Raw genomic sequence first — 16,726 nt, forward strand, 5'->3', positions numbered from 1 at the left:
TTCGACGGGTAGCGCTCCGGAGGCGGGCGCTACCTGTCATATCCCGTTATGTCATGTGCAGGCCCTTGGGTCTTTATCGTATTGGCTATTCACAAAGCCATTAGCGGTATCGACCATGTTCACCCTCCGTTACAACCCCTTTGAAACCATAGAAGCGTCCATTGCGCACGCCTCTGTAACGCCTCGAGCGCAGGACGCGGCGCCGTTCGAAGCGGAGCACGCCAACACCGAATTCATCAGGCTCAACTTGCCAGACTGGTATGTGGGTGCGTCCACGGCACTGCGCCAGGCACTGCACGCCAGCCAGCAAAGTGCACGGCGTTACGCGCAGGCGCTGGAGCCGGTGCGCGACCGCCTGTTATCGCCACAGCAATTTGCAGCGCCCTTGCTGTCGAAAGCGTTTGTCGAACGTTTCCAGCTCGACCTGGACGTTGAAGCCTTTCAACTGATGACCTGGCGCTACGACAGCGCCTGGAACCCCGCCCCGCTCGAGCAGACCTTGCTCCAGGCGGCCCTGCAGAACTTTGCTCCGAGCAACAGAAGCCGCTTCAATCCCTACTCGGCAATCCTGCGGACAGGTGGCCTGCGCTACTGGCTGATCGACAGCGCCCAGCGCCGCTACAAGGTGGAATACCGGGACCGTCAGGCGATCGATCTTGAGCAGTTCGCTGATTTTTGCCATGAGCTGGATCTGGGCCGTCAGTATCAGACTCACTTGGACAGCGTGTTCAAGCCGCCAGGCCAGGCTGCGCAAGCGGTTGCCAGCGCGTTCATGGACAGCGAGCGTGCCGCCGTCGAGGTGCTTGCGCATATTGCCGTGATGAAAGGCGATATCACTGAAGCGGCGTACCAGACCCTGCTGGATATGGTGAAGTCCGTTGACCAGCCCCGCTGGGATGGCAAGGGCGTGCGCTATTGCCAACTGCACCTGCTCGACACCTACACGTTTTCAGGCTCGCTGTTACAGGGTGCCTTGCTGATACAGCAGGACGGCGCCAGGCCCGATGACAGTCCTTGTCTGGTCTACCTGCCTTCCGAGCCCTCGCATCCGATCAAGCAGTTCGAGTCATTGCGGGCCTTCAACGCCTGGCTGGTGACGGCGTTGGGCAGCGAACACTATCGACGCTACTTCAGCCGTTTCGTCAGCCTTGTCCAGGCTCCGGCATTTTTTACCAAACTGGACGCACGGCTGTATCCCGCCGGGGACCACAAGCTGGACCCCGACGCCGACCTGGTCGTGCAGGCACAGCCGTTTTCGAAACCGCCATTCGAACTGCTGTACGACCATTTGCTGGCCAAAACCTATGACGACTCAAAGGCTATCGCGGTGCCTTCCGCGCAGGTGGACCAGCAGGCTCATGATTCACTGATCGAAAGCCTTGAAAACAATGGCATGAACCTGCTCAACGTGGCCGGGTTCTTTGTGCCGGTGCTGGGTGAAATCATGTCAGTGGTCGCCCTCTATCAGCTCGCCAGCGAAGCGTTCGTGGCTTACGAGGACTGGCAGCACGATGAAGTCGAAGACGCCATGCAACATGTCTACAACATCGGCGAAAACGTTGCACAGATGTTGCTGGTAGGCGGCGTGGTGGGCGCGGTGAACGGGTTGCAACCCTCGATGTTCATCGAAAGCCTGGTGCAGCGACGTGTCGACGGGGCCGTACGTCTCGGCAAGTCGAGCATTGACGCCTATGCGCATACGGTTTCGTTGCCCGACAACCTGAGCAGCAACGCCCTTGGACTTTATGAACACGATGGCAGGACCTGGCTGCCACTGGACGGCAAGCTGTATCGCGTCGAGTCCGATGCCTCCGGCGCCAACTGGCGCATCAGGCATCCGCTGAATGAGCGTTCTTACGCGCCGAGGCTCAAGCACAATGGGGCCGGTGCCTGGCGCCATGAATGGGAAAACCCTATGGGTTGGGACGAGGTAACGGCTTTCAGACGCCTCAACCCGCCCTGTCATGCACTCCCGGAAGAGGACATTCAGAAAGTCCTGCGCATTACCGGCACCCACGAGGCGTTGCTGCGCCAGATACATGTCGAGAACCTCCAGCCTCCGGCCTTGCTGAAGGACGCCATTCAGCGCGTTGAAACAGAACGGCAACTGCACGTCTGCATCGGCGCTCTTCAGGCCGCCGATGTGTCTGAGGTCCATGTTTCTCATCTTGAGCCGTGGCTGAAACTGCTGGTGTCGTCACCGCGCTGGCATGAGCCCCGCGGCCTGTTGCTCATCGACGCCCAAGGGGCGCTGCTGGAATCCTGGAACGTGGGATCGCAGATGACGCTGTCGTCCCATGTCACAGGGCCGACCGGGCACCTCAGTCAAGTGCTCGGCCAGTTGCTGGAAGGTCTGCCCGCCGATGAAGTCACTCGTTTGACCGGGAGCGACAGTGCCGACAAGGCCGTTCAACTGCGCGGCTTCAAACGCTATCTGGCCGATTGCGCCCAGACGCACGTGGGGCGTCTGCTGGATGACGTGCAGGCGCTCAAAGGTCGCAGCGACGACCCGCATGTTCAACTGATACAGCGCGACTTTGGCAACTTGCCGAGCAGCGTGGCGCTCGAACTCATCGGCATGGCCAGCGACGCGGACAAAGCGCGGATGACCACGGAAGAACGCATTCCTCTGACACTTGCCGAGCATGCCCGCGAGTATCAGCAGCAACTGCGGATAAACCGCGCCAACGAAGGCTTCTATCGGGCAGTAACCGACAATCTGGACACCCAGGCGGCGGGGATGGGCATGCTGCAGTACGTGCCAGGCTGGCGAGATGATGTTTCCATCGATCTGCTGAAAGATTCGCTGGAGGGCGACGAAATCGCCAGTCTCGACAGCGATCAGGCCTCAGTGCACCGGCTGCTGGTCAGCACCGAAGCGGGCGTTCAGTGCTTCGATCCTTCAGGTGAGCCGCTCGGTGAAGTCGATCAGCAATTTTTCAGGGCGTTGTTGCTGGCGCTTCCCGAACAGATACGCCTCGACATTCAGCTGCCTGCTGGCGCGGATGAGCAGCAACTGCGCAGTCTGTTGCGCAATACGGCAGTCGAACGGCGTGAGCGCATGGCTGCCATTTTGCAATTGCAGCCGATCAAACCGGGTATCAAGTGGCCGCAACGCTTGCCTCATGGCCGTATTGGCTACCCCCTTAGTGGACGCTTGCGGGGTTTCTTTCGTCGCTTGGGCATTGGCGCGTCCAGGCACTCGCCGGAGCTTGCGGTAAGAAGTCTGTACCCGGATTTTTCCGATGCAGAAGTGTCCGACTTCCTGAGCACGCTGCGCGCCGAACACACCGGACCGGCGAGGGAGTTGTCGACTTTCGTCCGGCAAAGACTGAGCAGCCTCGCCGATGAATTGCGAACGCTTCAAGTTACCCTGGACAACTGGGTCGCGGAAACGCCCTTTTCTTCGTTGCGCAGACCGAGGGAGGTCGCCGCGACGCGCATTCGCGACTGCTGGAAACGCTTGAGCTTTCAGTGCCGAAACTTTCAGGGTGACTTTTTAGGGTATGCGCTCGATCTGGATAACTTGCGTATCGGAGAACTCCCGGATATCACGGCTAACTTCGACCATGTGGCGGTGCTGAAAGCCCGCGCCATGCAGCTTACCGATCCACAAGCGAATGCATTATTGAAAAACTTCAACAGACTGCGTTCGCTGAGCCTGGACTTCAATGATCTGCGATCCTTGCCGACCTCGATAGGGCAAATGCCTCAGCTTGCAGAGCTGTCCATCAGCCATAACCCGCTGATCTGGACAGAGTCCGCCAACGCGGCGTTGCAGAACCTGAACCGGTTGGAGATTCTGGACCTCAACTTTTGCTCGCTCGGCGAGGACGTCCCCATCCACGCATTGAACTCATTGCGCCTACTGTTTTTGCGTGGCACGGGCATTCGAACATTGCCGGCATGGAACTGGGTGCGGTCCGAGCTGATTCGGATTGATGTGCGTGACAATCGCATCTCGGAAATATCCATCGATGAACTCGATAACATCGAGCGCTCCCTCAGTTCCTCGCGCCTGCACCTGCATCTGAGCGGCAATCCGTTGAATTCACCCACGCTGGAACGCATCAGGCTGTTTCGGGAGGGCAGGCTGCGCCCGCGGTGGGGTGTCAGCCAGAGTCGCAATCCGGTCGAGGCCGGACCTGGCAGTGCGCCGTGGCTTGCAGGTCTGAATCGTGAGCAGGTAAATACCCGCATAAGGCTGTGGCAAGACCTGCGCGCCTGTGCCGGATCCACGGATTTTTTTCAGATGCTGAGCGATCTGACGCAATCGGCCGACTTCTCAAGTAACTGCGATGAGCTGATTGCGCGAGTCTGGTCGATGATCGAATCGGCGTCGGTCAACGCCGAGCTGCGTGCCCAGCTCTTCGATGTTGCCGCGCACCCGCAGACGTGTGGTGATGGACTGGCAATGGTGTTTGGCGATATGGAAGTGCGCGTCCAGATATTCTCGATCATGTCATCCACGACGGCGGCCGCGCAGCCACGCAAGCTGTTCAGGATGACCCGCAGTCTGGACCGTCTGGACCAGGTGGAGAAAATTGCCCTGCGCGATATAGCGTTTCGTCAGGCGAGCGGCGAAACGGTCGATGAGGCCGAAGTACGCCTGGCCTACCGCGTCGGTCTGCAGGCGCGGCTTGAGCTGCCGGGCCAGCCGCGAAACATGTGGTTCCGCGCTATTGCCAAGGTGAGCGAAGCGGATTTGCAGGCCGCTTACAACGAAATCATCGATCGCGAAGCCACCCCTGAGTTTTTCCAGTCGATGATTGCCCGGGAATTCTGGATGAGTTATCTGGAAATTCGTTACGCCCCGGAGTTCGAGCCGGTCAAGCAGCCTTTCAATCAGCGCCTGGTGGCCCTGGATGAGTTGCCGCCTGATCAGCGATCCGATCAGCAGTACCTCGAGCAGATTGGCCTGATCTCTCGTCAGCGTGAGCAGGCGATCAACGAATTCGCGATCACTCTTTCCAGGCAGATTGCCCAGGCGGTGAACATGACGGCTCAATAAGGGATATTCTTCACCCTGTCTGCCTATCGGGGAACCTGCATGCCTGTTCACGTAATCGACAGCCTCGGCACCGTCGCGCCTGCCCAGTGGGATGCGCTGGTGCCTGGCAATCAGCCATTCCTGCGGCATGCGTTTCTCAGCTCGCTGGAGGACAGCGGCAGCCTCGGGCCACGATCGGGCTGGCGTGCCGAGCACGTGCTGCGCTACGAAAACGATCAGTTGGTGGCGGCGTTGCCGGCTTACCGAAAGTGGCATTCGTATGGCGAGTACGTGTTCGATCACGCCTGGGCAGACGCCTGCCGTCGCGCCGGCATCGCCTATTACCCCAAGCTGCTGATCGCCGTGCCTTTCAGCCCGGTCGGCGGTTCGCGGATTTTGTCGGCGACGCCTCAGGGCGGTATCGAGTTGCTCAGCGAGCTGCCTGCCTATCTGCAGAGTGAAGGGTTGTCGAGCGCCCACGTGAACTTCACCGATCCGGCGGCCGATGCCTTGCTTGAAACGCAACCGGGCTGGCTGGAGCGCTTTGGCTGCCAGTTTCACTGGCATAACCGCGGCTACCGGGACTTTCAGGACTTCCTTGATGCATTGAGTTCGCGCAAGCGCAAACAGATGCGCAAGGAACGTGAGCAGGTGGCCGGGCAGGGCATCGAGTTTGAATGGCTCGAAGGCGCGCAGATGAGTGAAGTGCTGTGGGACTTCGTCTATGCGTGCTACTCCAATACCTACGAGGTGCGCGGGCAGGCGCCTTACCTGACGCGTGAGTTCTTCAGCCTGCTGGCTGAGCGCATGCCTGAATCGATCCGTGTGGTCATCGCGCTGCAGGGCTCACGGCCGGTGGCGATGGCCTTCAGCCTGATCGGCGACGACAGTTTCTATGGGCGCTACTGGGGCTGTCTGGCCGAGTTTGACCGGCTGCATTTCGAAACCTGTTTCTATCAGGGTATGGACTACGCCATCGCGCACGACCTGCAACGCTTCGACGCCGGCGCGCAGGGCGAACACAAATTGATCCGCGGCTTCGAACCGCAGATCACCCGTTCGTGGCACTACCTGATGCACCCAGGCCTGAAAGACGCGGTCAGCGAGTTTCTGGAGCAGGAGCGAGTCGGCGTACTGGCCTATGCCGAGGAAGCGCGCAGCGCGCTGCCGTATCGGCAGGTGGAGTAACCGGCCAGAAGACATTCAGCGACTGCACTGGCCCCTTCGCGAGCAAGCTCGCTCCCACAGGTGCGGCGTACACATGACCACAGCAGACGTTCAGCGACTGCACCGGCCTCTTCGCGAGCAAGCTCGCTCCCACAAGTGCGGCGTACATATGACCGACAGGTGGAGTCGCTACACAGCAGACATTCAGCGACTGCACTGGCCTCTTCGCGAGCAAGCTCGCTCCCACAAGTGCGGCGTACACATGATCGACAGGTGGATCCCACAAGTGCTGCGTCGCTGCCGCTGAAGATGTTGTGGCCTCTGAAGATCCTGTGGGAGCGAGCTTGCTCGCGAAGAGGCCAGCAAACTCCCCCTATCAATCCACGCCTACAAACCCACCCGTTTGATGCTGCCACAACCGCGCATACAGCCCGCCATGCGCCAGCAGTTCGCTGTGCGTGCCGGTTTCGGCGATCTGGCCTTTCTCCAGAACCACCAGGCGATCCATGCGTGCAATCGTCGACAGGCGGTGCGCGATGGCGATCACCGTTTTGCCCTGCATCAACGTCTCCAGGCTTTCCTGAATCGCTGCTTCGACTTCCGAGTCGAGTGCCGAAGTGGCTTCGTCCATGATCAGGATCGGTGCGTCCTTGAGCAGCACGCGAGTGATCGCGATACGCTGGCGTTGACCGCCGGACAGCTTGACGCCGCGTTCACCGACATGAGCATCGAAGCCGGTACGACCTTCGGAGTCCGACAGCAGCGGGATAAACTCGTCAGCACGAGCCTTGCGGATCGACTCCCAGAGCTGTTCGTCGGTTGCGTGCGGGTTGCCATACAGCAGGTTCTCGCGAATCGAGCGGTGCAGCAGCGAGGTGTCCTGGGTAATCATGCCGATCTGCGCCCGCAGGCTTTCCTGGGTGATTTCGGAAATATCCTGGCCGTCGATAAGGATCCTCCCGCCTTGCACGTCGTACATGCGCAGCAGCAGGTTCACCAGCGTCGACTTGCCCGCGCCGGAAGGCCCGATCAGACCGATCTTCTCACCCGGTTTGATGTCCAGGTTGAGGTTGTGAATGATCCCGTTGCCATTGCCGTAATGGAAATCGACGCCGTCGAACCTGACGCCGCCGTTTTCGATCTTCAGCGGCAGGGCGCCGGGTTTGTCATTGACCGTGACGGGCTGCGAGATACTTTCCAGGCCGTCCTGCACGGTGCCGATGTTCTCGAAGATGCCGTTGACCACCCACATGATCCAGCCGGACATGTTGACGATGCGGATGACCAGACCGGTGGCCAGTGCAATCGCCCCCACCGAGATCATCGACTGAGTCCACAACCACAGGGCCAGGCCGGTCGTCGTGACGATCAGTATGCCGTTCATGGTGGTGATGGTGGTGTCCATCGACGTGACCACGCGGCCGGCCAGCTGACTTTTTTCGGTGTGATCGCGCATCGCTTCGCGAGCGTACTGCTGCTCGTGGTTGGTGTGGGCGAACAGCTTGAGCGTGGTGATGTTGGTGTAGCCGTCGACGATGCGGCCCATCAGTCGTGAGCGCGCATCGGACGAATCCACCGAGCGCTGCTTGACCCTCGGCACGAAGTACATCAGCGAGAGGATGAAAGCCGCGATCCAGGTACCCAGCGGGATCATCAGGCGCCAGTCGGCCTCGGCGAACAGCACCATCGCGCTGATCGCGTAGATCAGCACATGCCACAGCGCATCCACCGACTGTACGGCCGAGTCGCGCAATGAGTTGCCGGTCTGCATGATGCGCTGAGCGATACGCCCGGCGAAGTCGTTCTGGAAGAAGTTGACGCTCTGCTTGAGCACGTAACTGTGGTTCTGCCAGCGAATCAGGTTGGTCATGCCGGGGCTGATCGTCTGGTGTACCAGCAGGTCATGCAGGCCGACGAAAATCGGCCGCAGCAGCAGGGCCACGACGACCATCCAGATCAGCTCGGAACCATGAATGCTCAAGAAGTTCTCCGGCGGCGTGGTTTGCGCCAGGTCGATGATGCGGCTCAGGTAACTGAACAGCGACACTTCGATCAGCGCACCGATCAGCCCGACCACCAGCAGCGCGGTAAACGTCGGCCACACCTGACGCAGGTAGTAGAGATAAAACGCGAAGACGGTATTGGGCGGGGCAGCGGTAGGAGCGTCTTTGAAGATATCGATCAGTTTTTCGAAACGACGATAAAGCATTGGCTATCACACCCACGCGACGTGGGTTCTCCTTGATAAGTGGAGGCTCTCCCGTCCGGACCGCACGAAGCCCGAAGGCTCCATGCGGTGCAGGTTTCCCGATCAGTTGACGCGTTTGGCGGACTTGATCAGGATCGGGTCGATTGGCACGTTTTGCATGCCTTTCTGAGTCGTGGTGCGGGCGTTGACGATGTTGTCGACGACGTCCATACCCTTGACGACTTTACCGAACACCGCGTAACCGAAGTCGCGCGCGCCGTTGTCGAGCATGGCATTGTCGTTGGTGTTGATGAAGAATTGACTGGTGGCCGAGTTCACGTCCGAAGTACGCGCCATGGCAATGGTGCCGCGGACGTTATGCAAACCGTTCTGGGCTTCGTTCTTGATCGGATCCTTGGTCTGCTTCTGAACCAGTTGCTGGGTGAAGCCACCGCCCTGCACCATGAAACCCGGAATCACCCGGTGAAAGATGGTGTTGGTATAGAAGCCGCTGTCGACATAGCCCAGAAAGTTCTGGGTGCTGATCGGCGCCTTGGTGTCTGCAAGTTCGATTTCAATCTGGCCGAAGCTGGTGTCGAGTACCACGTGCGTGGCTTTATCCGGAGCAGCCATCAGGTTGGCGGCGAACAGTACGGAGCAGGCGGCGAGAGCGATTTTTTTCAGCATGTGGCAACACGTCCTTCATTAAGAGATATCGACTGTGACCGGCAAGGTAACCACGTTTGGCTTTTTTTGCCCAGCGTATTGGCGGGTTTGCAGCACTTCAGACGATCAGGCTGCACGTCCATGGACCGCACAGGATTTTCAGACTGCGTTGCTGGCGATGAATTCCAGCCGCGTGCGATTGACGTGCTGCATACAGTGAAGAGCGCCAAGTGCCTGCGCCGGTCAGGCATTTTGCGGCGTGCCGAGTGCAGCGGTGAGCGGGGTCGTGTCAAAGCTGCGGATCAGATCGATCAGAATCTGCGTGGCCGGGCCCAGCGGTCGGTCCTTGCTGGAGTAAAGATAGAAGGTCGGGTTGCGGCTGCCACCCTTGTCCAGGCGCAGGGGCTTGAGCAGGCCTTCGCGCAGTTCACGCTCGATCATGTGCCGAGGCAGCCAGGCGAAGCCCAGGCCGTTGCTGACGAAGGTCGCAGCGGTACCCAGGCTGCCGACGGTCCAGCGCTGTTCCGCGCCCAGCCAGCCGAAGTCCCTGGGTTGCTGCCTGCCGGAATCACGGATGACGACCTGCAACTGGCTTTCCAGGTCCTGAAAGGTCAGCTCGCGATTGGCCTGATGCAGGGCGTGGTCCGGGTGAGCGACGGCGACGAACTCGACCGAACTCATCTCGGTGCCCAGATGCCCGGCAATGCTGTAGCCGCTGATGGCCAGGTCCGCGACGCCTTCGAGCAAGACCTCCTCGACGCCGGAGAGCACTTCCTCACGCAGTCGCACCCGGCAGCCACGGCTCTGCGGCATGAACGCGGTCAGCGCCCTGACCAGACGCGCCGAAGGGTACGCCGCGTCGATCACCAGGCGCACTTCCGCTTCCCAGCCCTGCTCCATATGGTGGGCGAGGTCTTCCAGTTGGCTGGCCTGTTTGACCAGTTGCCGCGAGCGGCGCAGCAGTACGCCGCCGGCTTCGGTCAGCACCGCCTTGCGCCCGTCGATACGCAACAACGGCACGCCGAGCTGTTCCTGCATGCGCGCCACGGTGTAACTCACCGATGATTGCGAGCGATGCAACGCTTCGGCGGCCTGAGCAAAACCACCGTGATCGACCACGGCCTGCAATGTGCGCCACTGGTCGAGAGTCACGCGGGGCGCTTTCATGCTGTAATTCCTCTTAAAGTACGGGCTTATTGTTCTACTCTGACAATCCCGACTCGGAGATTGCCGAATGAATCGACTGTGTTGTGCGCTGCTGGTCATGTTGCCGTTGACAGCCCTGGCGTACCCCATCGAGGTGGAAAAACAGTACCAGAGCGTGAAGATCGATTATGTTGCCCACGACGTCTATCACGATACCGGGTCAATCACCGTCAACAACTACGGTGAAGTAGACGCCAAATGTTCGGTGGTGTTCATCAACGGGCCGGAGGCACCGCGCACCCGACATGTGCAGGTCGGCGCAGGCAAGAGTCTCGACGTTTCATCCCGATTCAATCGCAGCATCATAAAGTTGCGAATCAGGCTCAGCTGTCAGCCCGCCTGAGAGTAGAGCGCTCTTATGGATAAGACAAATTTATGGGGGGAGCACAGAGGCTTCGCGTTTTTGTGCAACGCGTTGGTGTAGGACCGGGGTTGCGGGGGATGGTACTCACCCCGGTCGCTCTTGCTGATGTTCTGAGGGTGCAGCCCCGTTTCCAGGGCTTTTTATGAGTTATGTGCTTTGGGACGATCAGACAATGATGTCGGCGGCCTGCAGCGTTTGCACGCCCGTGAGCTGGATTTCGAAGTCCGCGCCGACGTTGTCATCGATATTGCCGTACAGCACACCGTCGGCAAAACGCAGTTCACCGCTGTTGTTGGCGCTGAACGCCGCGTTGCCGATGAATACGAACGCATCGTGGCCATCGGTCAGCGGTCGGGCATCGAAGCCGGAGAAGTCCAGCTTGTCGCCTTCGACTGTCTTGAAGCCATTGATGATGTCGCGCAGTCCGCCCAGGCCCGTATCGGTGATGCTGTTGAACACGTAGTGGTCCGCGCCGGTGCCGCCGATCAGCGTATCAGCGCCTGACCCGCCGATCAGCACGTCATCACCCGCACCGCCGGACAAGGTGTCATTGCCATCGCCGCCGCTCAGGGTGTTGGCGTTCTTGTTGCCGGTCAGCGTGTCGGCAAACTGGCTGCCGATCAGGTTTTCAGTGAATTTCAGTGTGTCCAGGCCCGAACCCCCGGTGGCTTGCTGGGCGCTGGTGTTCAGCGCAACGGTGACGCCTGCGGTGGCGAACAGATACGACACGGTGTCATTGCCGTCGCGGCCGTCCATGACGTTGTCGCCAGCGCCCGCGTAAATCAGGTTGTCCAGGGCATTGCCGGTGGCGTTGGCGGCCCCGGTACTGTTGATGACGATGTTTTCCACATTGGCCCCCAGCGTGTAGGTGGCCAGCGAGCTGTACACCGTATCCACGCCACCCACCTGTGCATCGGCATTGGTTTCGACCACCCTGTCGGCGGCATCGTCGACGTAATAACTGTCCGATCCATCGCCGCCGGTCAGCATGTCGGCACCTGCAGCACCGTCAAGAATGTTGTTGCTGGCATTGCCGATGATGACGTTCTTCACGGCGTTGCCGGTGCCGTTGATGGCAGACACGCCGGTAAGCACCAGGTTTTCCAGGTTGGCGCCCAGCGTCCAGCTGACAGACGACACCACGGTGTCGACCTGCGAGGGCGAGTCGTTGCTTTCGGTGACGGTATCGAAAGCGTTGTCGACGACATAGATGTCGTTGCCATCGCCGCCGCTCATGTCATCCGCGCCCTGATCGCCGTCCAGCACGTCATTGCCGGAACTGCCGACCAGTGTGTCGTCGTCACTGGTGCCGAAGATGTGGCCACCTTCGTTCTGGCCACTCTCGAAAATGGCCGCCGGGTCGTTGTTGTCAACGGCGTTGCCGTGGAAACCCAGGTCATCGGCGATGAAATCGGCCAGGCGCTGGCCGACGATCTCGGCGGACTCTTCATGCAAGTGCCAGACGTCATCGGGGTAAACCAGCGGGTTGACCTCGTAACGCAGCGGCAGGTCGGTGTAGTCAACCGCCAGCTTGACGTCGGCGCGCTCAGTGGCAATGGCTTCCTGAACGCTTCTGACGTACCCGGTACCCTCGACAATGGCGTTGATCTTTTCATCGGTGTAGCCGCGGGCCTTGGCCGCGTCGGTCTGGTAGTGCCCGGTTTCGGCGATGTATACGGTGAAATCGCCGATCTGCGCATGCAAGTAGTCGAACACTTTCAGGGTCGAGGCCTTGTACAGCTCGGCTGCCGCCTGCTTGTCAGTGGCGCGGGCGATTTCCTGAGCGGCTTCTTCACCCTGACCCCAGATGATCCCGGTGGTCACTTTGTCGATGGCGGTCAGCGACGCCAGTTGCGACTTGAGCAACTCGGTGGCGCGCAACAGCGCAGGGCCCGGCTCATCGGTGTCGACCAGCCACCAAGAAACACGCTGTTCTTCCTGAGTGCCGGTCGAGTAGCCGACCACGGTGCTGCCGCCCACGGCGAGGTCGATGCCATCGCCGTTGGCGTCGGTGAACTGGCTGCGCACGTCGTAATCGGTGTAGCGGGTCAGGTCCTTGACCATTTCCGAGGTGCCGGACTGGTTATCGTCTTCGGTCATGCGCAGCAGGCGCGCATTGGACTGGCCCAGCGTCGGCAGATAGAGAATCTCCTGCGCCTCACGCTGGCCGAAGACGAAGTCCGCATCGGTCAGGGTGTTAATCAGGTTGCCGCTCAGGGCGATTTCGAAGCGATTGCCGTCGGCATCCGCCGTAGCGGACTTGATGTAAGTCTTGTCGCCCGTTTCGTTGAGGGTCATGTACAGCGTGTGATCTTCGCCGTTGCCCAGCCCCAGAAAGCCGAGGGCGGAGACGTCTATCTTGTCCTGGCCGGGGGTGAAGTCATAGATCGTGTCGGTGGCGGTCAGCCCGCCAGCGTCGTAATCGCGGTAGCTGTCGGTCAGTGCACTGTAGACGAACGTGTCGGCATCGGCTCCTCCGTACAGGGCGTCGCGTCCTGCGCCACCGTTGATGATGTCGGCGCCGGTATCGCCGCGCAGCGTGTCGTCACCGCCCAGGCCCAGAATCGTGTCGTTGCCTTCGGTGCCATACAGCGCCTCGGCGTTCTCGGTGCCGGTGAGGGTCCCCGGCGTGACGTTGCCCACATTGATGGCAAAACTGTCGGCCACCGATGCGCCGGTGGCGTCGCTCGCGGTCAGCAATACCGAGTAAAGCCCCGATGCCGTGCCGCCCGGTGTGCCGCTGAAGGTCAGGGTCTTGCTGTCGAACTTCAACCAGTCGGGCAGGGCGCTGTTATCGGCCAGGGTCGCGCTGTAGGTCAGCGTGTTGCTGTCCGGGTCGCTGAAGCTGCCGGGTTGCACAGCGTAGGAGAACGCCTTCAGCTCGGTGATGTTCTGGTCCATCAGCGGCGTATTGAGCACTGGTGCCTGATTGGCGGCGGCTGCGGTGGAGAAGATGAAGTTGGACGCGCTCAGTTTGTCGGCCAGATTGCCTTGCAAGGCAATCTCGAAGCGATTGCCTGTGCTGTCGACCGCATCGGTCTTGATGTAGGTCTTGCTGCCGTCGGCATTGACGGACAGGTAGATGGTGTTGGCGCTGCCATCGCCCAGGCCGCGAAGGCCGATGCTGGACAGGTCGATGCGGTCTTCGGCCGGGTTGAAGTCGGTGATCGTGTCGCTCTGCTTGGTGCCGCTGGCGGTGTAATTGCGGTAGCTGTCCAGACGCGAGTTGTAGATGAACAGGTCCGCGCCCGCGCCACCGGTCAGGGTGTCGGCATCGGCTCCGCCAGTGATCGTGTCGGCGCCCGCGCCGCCATCGATACGGTCCGTACCGGCGTTGCCGTTGATCACGTCATTGCCGTCGGTGCCGGTCAGGGTATCGCCGCCCGCCGTGCCTTCCACGACATGCTGGAAGATGAAATGACTGGCATTGAGCGTGTCTTTCAGGTTGCCGCTCAGGCCCAGTTCGAAGCGGTTACCGCTGGCATCGGCGTCGAGTGATTTGACGTAGGTGCGGTCCAGCGTGGCGTTGTAGCTGATGTTCAGCGTACCGCCCTTGCCGCTGCCCAGCCCGGTGAAGCCCAGGTTGCTCAGGTCGATGCGGTCCTGGCTGATATCGAAGTCGGTGACCAGATCGGTGGAACTGGTGGTCGCTGTACGGTAGCTGTCGGTCAACTGATCGAAGTGAAAGGTGTCGGCACCCGCGCCACCGGTGAGCTTGTCGGCTCCGGCACCACCAATCAGGATGTCGTCACCCGCACCGCCGTTCAAGGTGTCCTTGCCCGCCAGACCGAAGATCTGCTCGTGGGCCGCGCCACCGGTGATGACGTCGTTGGCCTCGGTGCCATTGACGGTCACCAGCGGGAACGCATCACCTGCGAAGCTGCCGTCGCCATACACCAGGGTCAGCCCCTTGCTGGTGTGGCTGATGGTGTTGCCGACGATGCTGTTGCGGTCGGTGCCGTCTTCGTTGCGTTCGGCGACGCCGTAGGTGGAGTTGTCACTGCCGGTGATCGTGTTGCCACGGATCAGGTTGTCGCTGCCGCTGAAGAACTTGCCGGACACGCCCGTGGTGTCGTCGTAGGACTGAATGATGATTTCCGGAACCGCTGAACCCAGCGCGTTGTTGCTCAGGGTGTTATCGAAGATATCCACCCCGGAACTGCCATAAATGCGCACGCCGGCGTTGCCATTGTCGTGGATGTCCACGCCGCTGACCGAAACCTGGCTGGACAGCTTGATCAGTACGCCTTCTGCTGCGTTGCCATACACCGCGCCGCCGGTGATGGTGATGTTGGCGGGCGAGGGGATGTTCTCGCTGCCGCGCTGCACCACGATGCCGGTGCTGCCATTGCCATAGGCAACGTTGTTGCTCAGGGTGAAGTCGTGGGTGCTGGTGACCACGTTGAAGCCGTGACGATCGTTGTCGTACGCAACGTTGTTTTCAAACACGCTGTCGCTCAGGTAATCGGCCACGAAGCCGTCCAGGCCGTTGCCATGCGACACGCTGTTCTTGATCACCATGTTGACGGTCTGCTCGTGCGGGTCGAAGCCGTAGCCCGAGCAATCCTTGATCTCGACGCTGTCGAGAGTGACGTTCGAATCCTTGCCGTCAGAGCCCGGAATGTAACCGTTGAACCAGCCGTCCACCTTGCCGGTGGTGGCGTCCCGGTTACCGTCCAGCGTCAGGTTCTTCATGCCGAAGTCGTGGGTTTCTTCGCCATAGGCCGAGCGCACGATGCCGGTGATCTTGGTGTCCGAGCCATCCGCAAGCTTGATGACCGTCTCGCCCATGCCTGCACCCGACAGGGTGACGTTGCTCTTGAGCATCAGGCAGCCATCAGAAGGCTCTTCGCCACCGGACACGATGTATGTGCCGGCCCCCATGACCACTTCACCGCCGCCTGCCGCAGCCGCCGCATCGATTGCGGCCTGAATGGCAGCTGTATCGTCAGTGACGCCGTCGCCCACTGCTCCGAAGTCTTTTGTGTTGAATATCATGGTGTTACTCCAGGCGACGACGAATGTGGATGAAATGAGTCAATATTGCAGCGTCGAGATGATAAGACCTTTTTCTGTGGAAAAGTTGCCGATATAGGCTATATTTTCGTCGAAACCGACGACATGTACGTCAATAATGCGACTGTCATATTTGTGACGGGTAACGCGGAGCGCGGCGACGGGTTGGCGTCAAAAATTGGCGGCCGTCGAGTGGACAGTGAGTGACGCAACCGCTATGGTCGCGCCCTTCAAAAATGGGGGGCGGGCATGGGTTATCTACTTTTCGTCACACTGATTCAGGCGTTTTCGTTCAGCCTGATCGGTGTCTATCTGGCCGGGCACGTCGACAGTTATTTCGCGGTACTGATCCGCGTGGTGCTGGCGGGTCTGGTATTCATTCCGCTGACCCGCTGGCGCCAGGTCGAACCCCGCTTCCTGCGCAGCATGCTACTGATCGGCGCGCTGCAATTCGGCGTGACCTATGTCTGCCTGTACCTGAGTTTCAGGGTGCTGACGGTGCCGGAAGTGCTGCTGTTCACCATACTCACGCCCTTGCACGTGACCCTGATCGAAGACGCGCTGAACCGACGCTTCAACCCTTGGGCATTGCTGGCGGCGGCGGTCGCGGTGCTGGGCGCTGGCGTGATTCGTTACGATGGCCTGGACGGCGACTTCCTGGGCGGGTTCCTGCTGCTGCAACTGGCCAACTTCACCTACGCCGCCGGGCAGGTGCTGTACAAGCATCTGGTGGCGCGCTATCCGAGCGACCTGCCGCATTACCGACGCTTCGGCTACTTCTACCTCGGCGCACTGGCCGTGGTACTGCCGGCGTTCCTGATATTCGGTAACCCGCAACACCTGCCCGAAGCGCCGACCCAATGGATCGTGCTGCTATTTCTCGGCCTGTGTTCGACGGCGCTGGGCATGTATTGGTGGAATAAAGGCGCGTGCATGGTCAACGGCGGCACCCTGGCGGTGATGAATAACCTGCATGTGCCGCTGGGGCTGTTGATCAATCTGTTGATCTGGAACCAGCATGAGGACTTCACCCGCCTGCTGATCGGCGGCGGGGTGATCGTGGCGTCGGTGTGGATCAGCCGCCTGGGCGTGCGGCGCGTGCCGGAGAGCGTTTCCGGCACACGTTGAG

At 60.4% G+C, this 16,726-nt stretch carries 8 protein-coding genes; 4 read left to right on the top strand and 4 right to left on the bottom strand.

Annotation, left to right across the window (positions count from 1 at the left end):
* Positions 1 to 115: 115 nt before the first annotated feature.
* Both AO388_RS15540 and AO388_RS15545 read left to right on the top strand, forming a co-directional pair.
* On the top strand, positions 116 to 5,011 hold the full coding sequence (locus AO388_RS15540) for an NEL-type E3 ubiquitin ligase domain-containing protein (protein ID WP_058416693.1): 4,896 nt from the start codon (positions 116 to 118) through the stop codon (positions 5,009 to 5,011).
* 39 nt (positions 5,012 to 5,050) lie between these two features.
* Positions 5,051 to 6,178 (top strand): GNAT family N-acetyltransferase, encoded by a 1,128-nt coding sequence (locus tag AO388_RS15545; RefSeq protein ID WP_058416694.1) that lies wholly within the window; start codon positions 5,051 to 5,053, stop codon positions 6,176 to 6,178.
* 355 nt (positions 6,179 to 6,533) lie between these two features.
* On the opposite strand, the gene AO388_RS15550 is transcribed toward AO388_RS15545, so the two are convergent.
* The 3 genes from AO388_RS15550 to AO388_RS15560 form a co-directional block, all read right to left on the bottom strand.
* A complete protein-coding gene (locus AO388_RS15550; protein ID WP_058416695.1) occupies positions 6,534 to 8,366 on the bottom strand; it encodes an ABC transporter ATP-binding protein in 1,833 nt (610 codons plus the stop codon).
* A 102-nt stretch (positions 8,367 to 8,468) separates the two neighbouring features.
* Positions 8,469 to 9,032 (bottom strand): peptidylprolyl isomerase A, encoded by a 564-nt coding sequence (locus AO388_RS15555; RefSeq protein WP_003363466.1) that lies wholly within the window; start codon positions 9,030 to 9,032, stop codon positions 8,469 to 8,471.
* 222 nt (positions 9,033 to 9,254) lie between these two features.
* Positions 9,255 to 10,178, bottom strand: coding sequence for a LysR family transcriptional regulator (locus AO388_RS15560; protein WP_003363464.1), 924 nt, complete (start codon positions 10,176 to 10,178; stop codon positions 9,255 to 9,257).
* A gap of 67 nt (positions 10,179 to 10,245) precedes the next feature.
* On the opposite strand from AO388_RS15560, the gene AO388_RS15565 reads away from it, so the two are divergent.
* A complete protein-coding gene (locus AO388_RS15565) occupies positions 10,246 to 10,560 on the top strand; it encodes a hypothetical protein (protein WP_058416696.1) in 315 nt (104 codons plus the stop codon).
* Positions 10,561 to 10,746: 186 nt separating this feature from the next.
* Here the strand turns inward: AO388_RS15565 and AO388_RS15570 are convergent, their stop codons facing one another.
* The gene (locus AO388_RS15570; RefSeq protein WP_058416697.1) at positions 10,747 to 15,579 is read right to left on the bottom strand and encodes a M10 family metallopeptidase C-terminal domain-containing protein; all 4,833 of its coding nucleotides are present in this window, start codon (positions 15,577 to 15,579) and stop codon (positions 10,747 to 10,749) included.
* A 267-nt stretch (positions 15,580 to 15,846) separates the two neighbouring features.
* Here AO388_RS15570 and AO388_RS15580 point away from each other — a divergent pair, with 267 nt between their 5' ends.
* On the top strand, positions 15,847 to 16,725 hold the full coding sequence (locus AO388_RS15580; RefSeq protein ID WP_058416698.1) for a carboxylate/amino acid/amine transporter: 879 nt from the start codon (positions 15,847 to 15,849) through the stop codon (positions 16,723 to 16,725).
* The last annotated feature ends 1 nt before the right edge of the window (position 16,726 follow it).

The organism is Pseudomonas sp. ICMP 10191, assembly GCF_001467335.1.
Lineage (GTDB): Bacteria > Pseudomonadota > Gammaproteobacteria > Pseudomonadales > Pseudomonadaceae > Aquipseudomonas > Aquipseudomonas cerasi.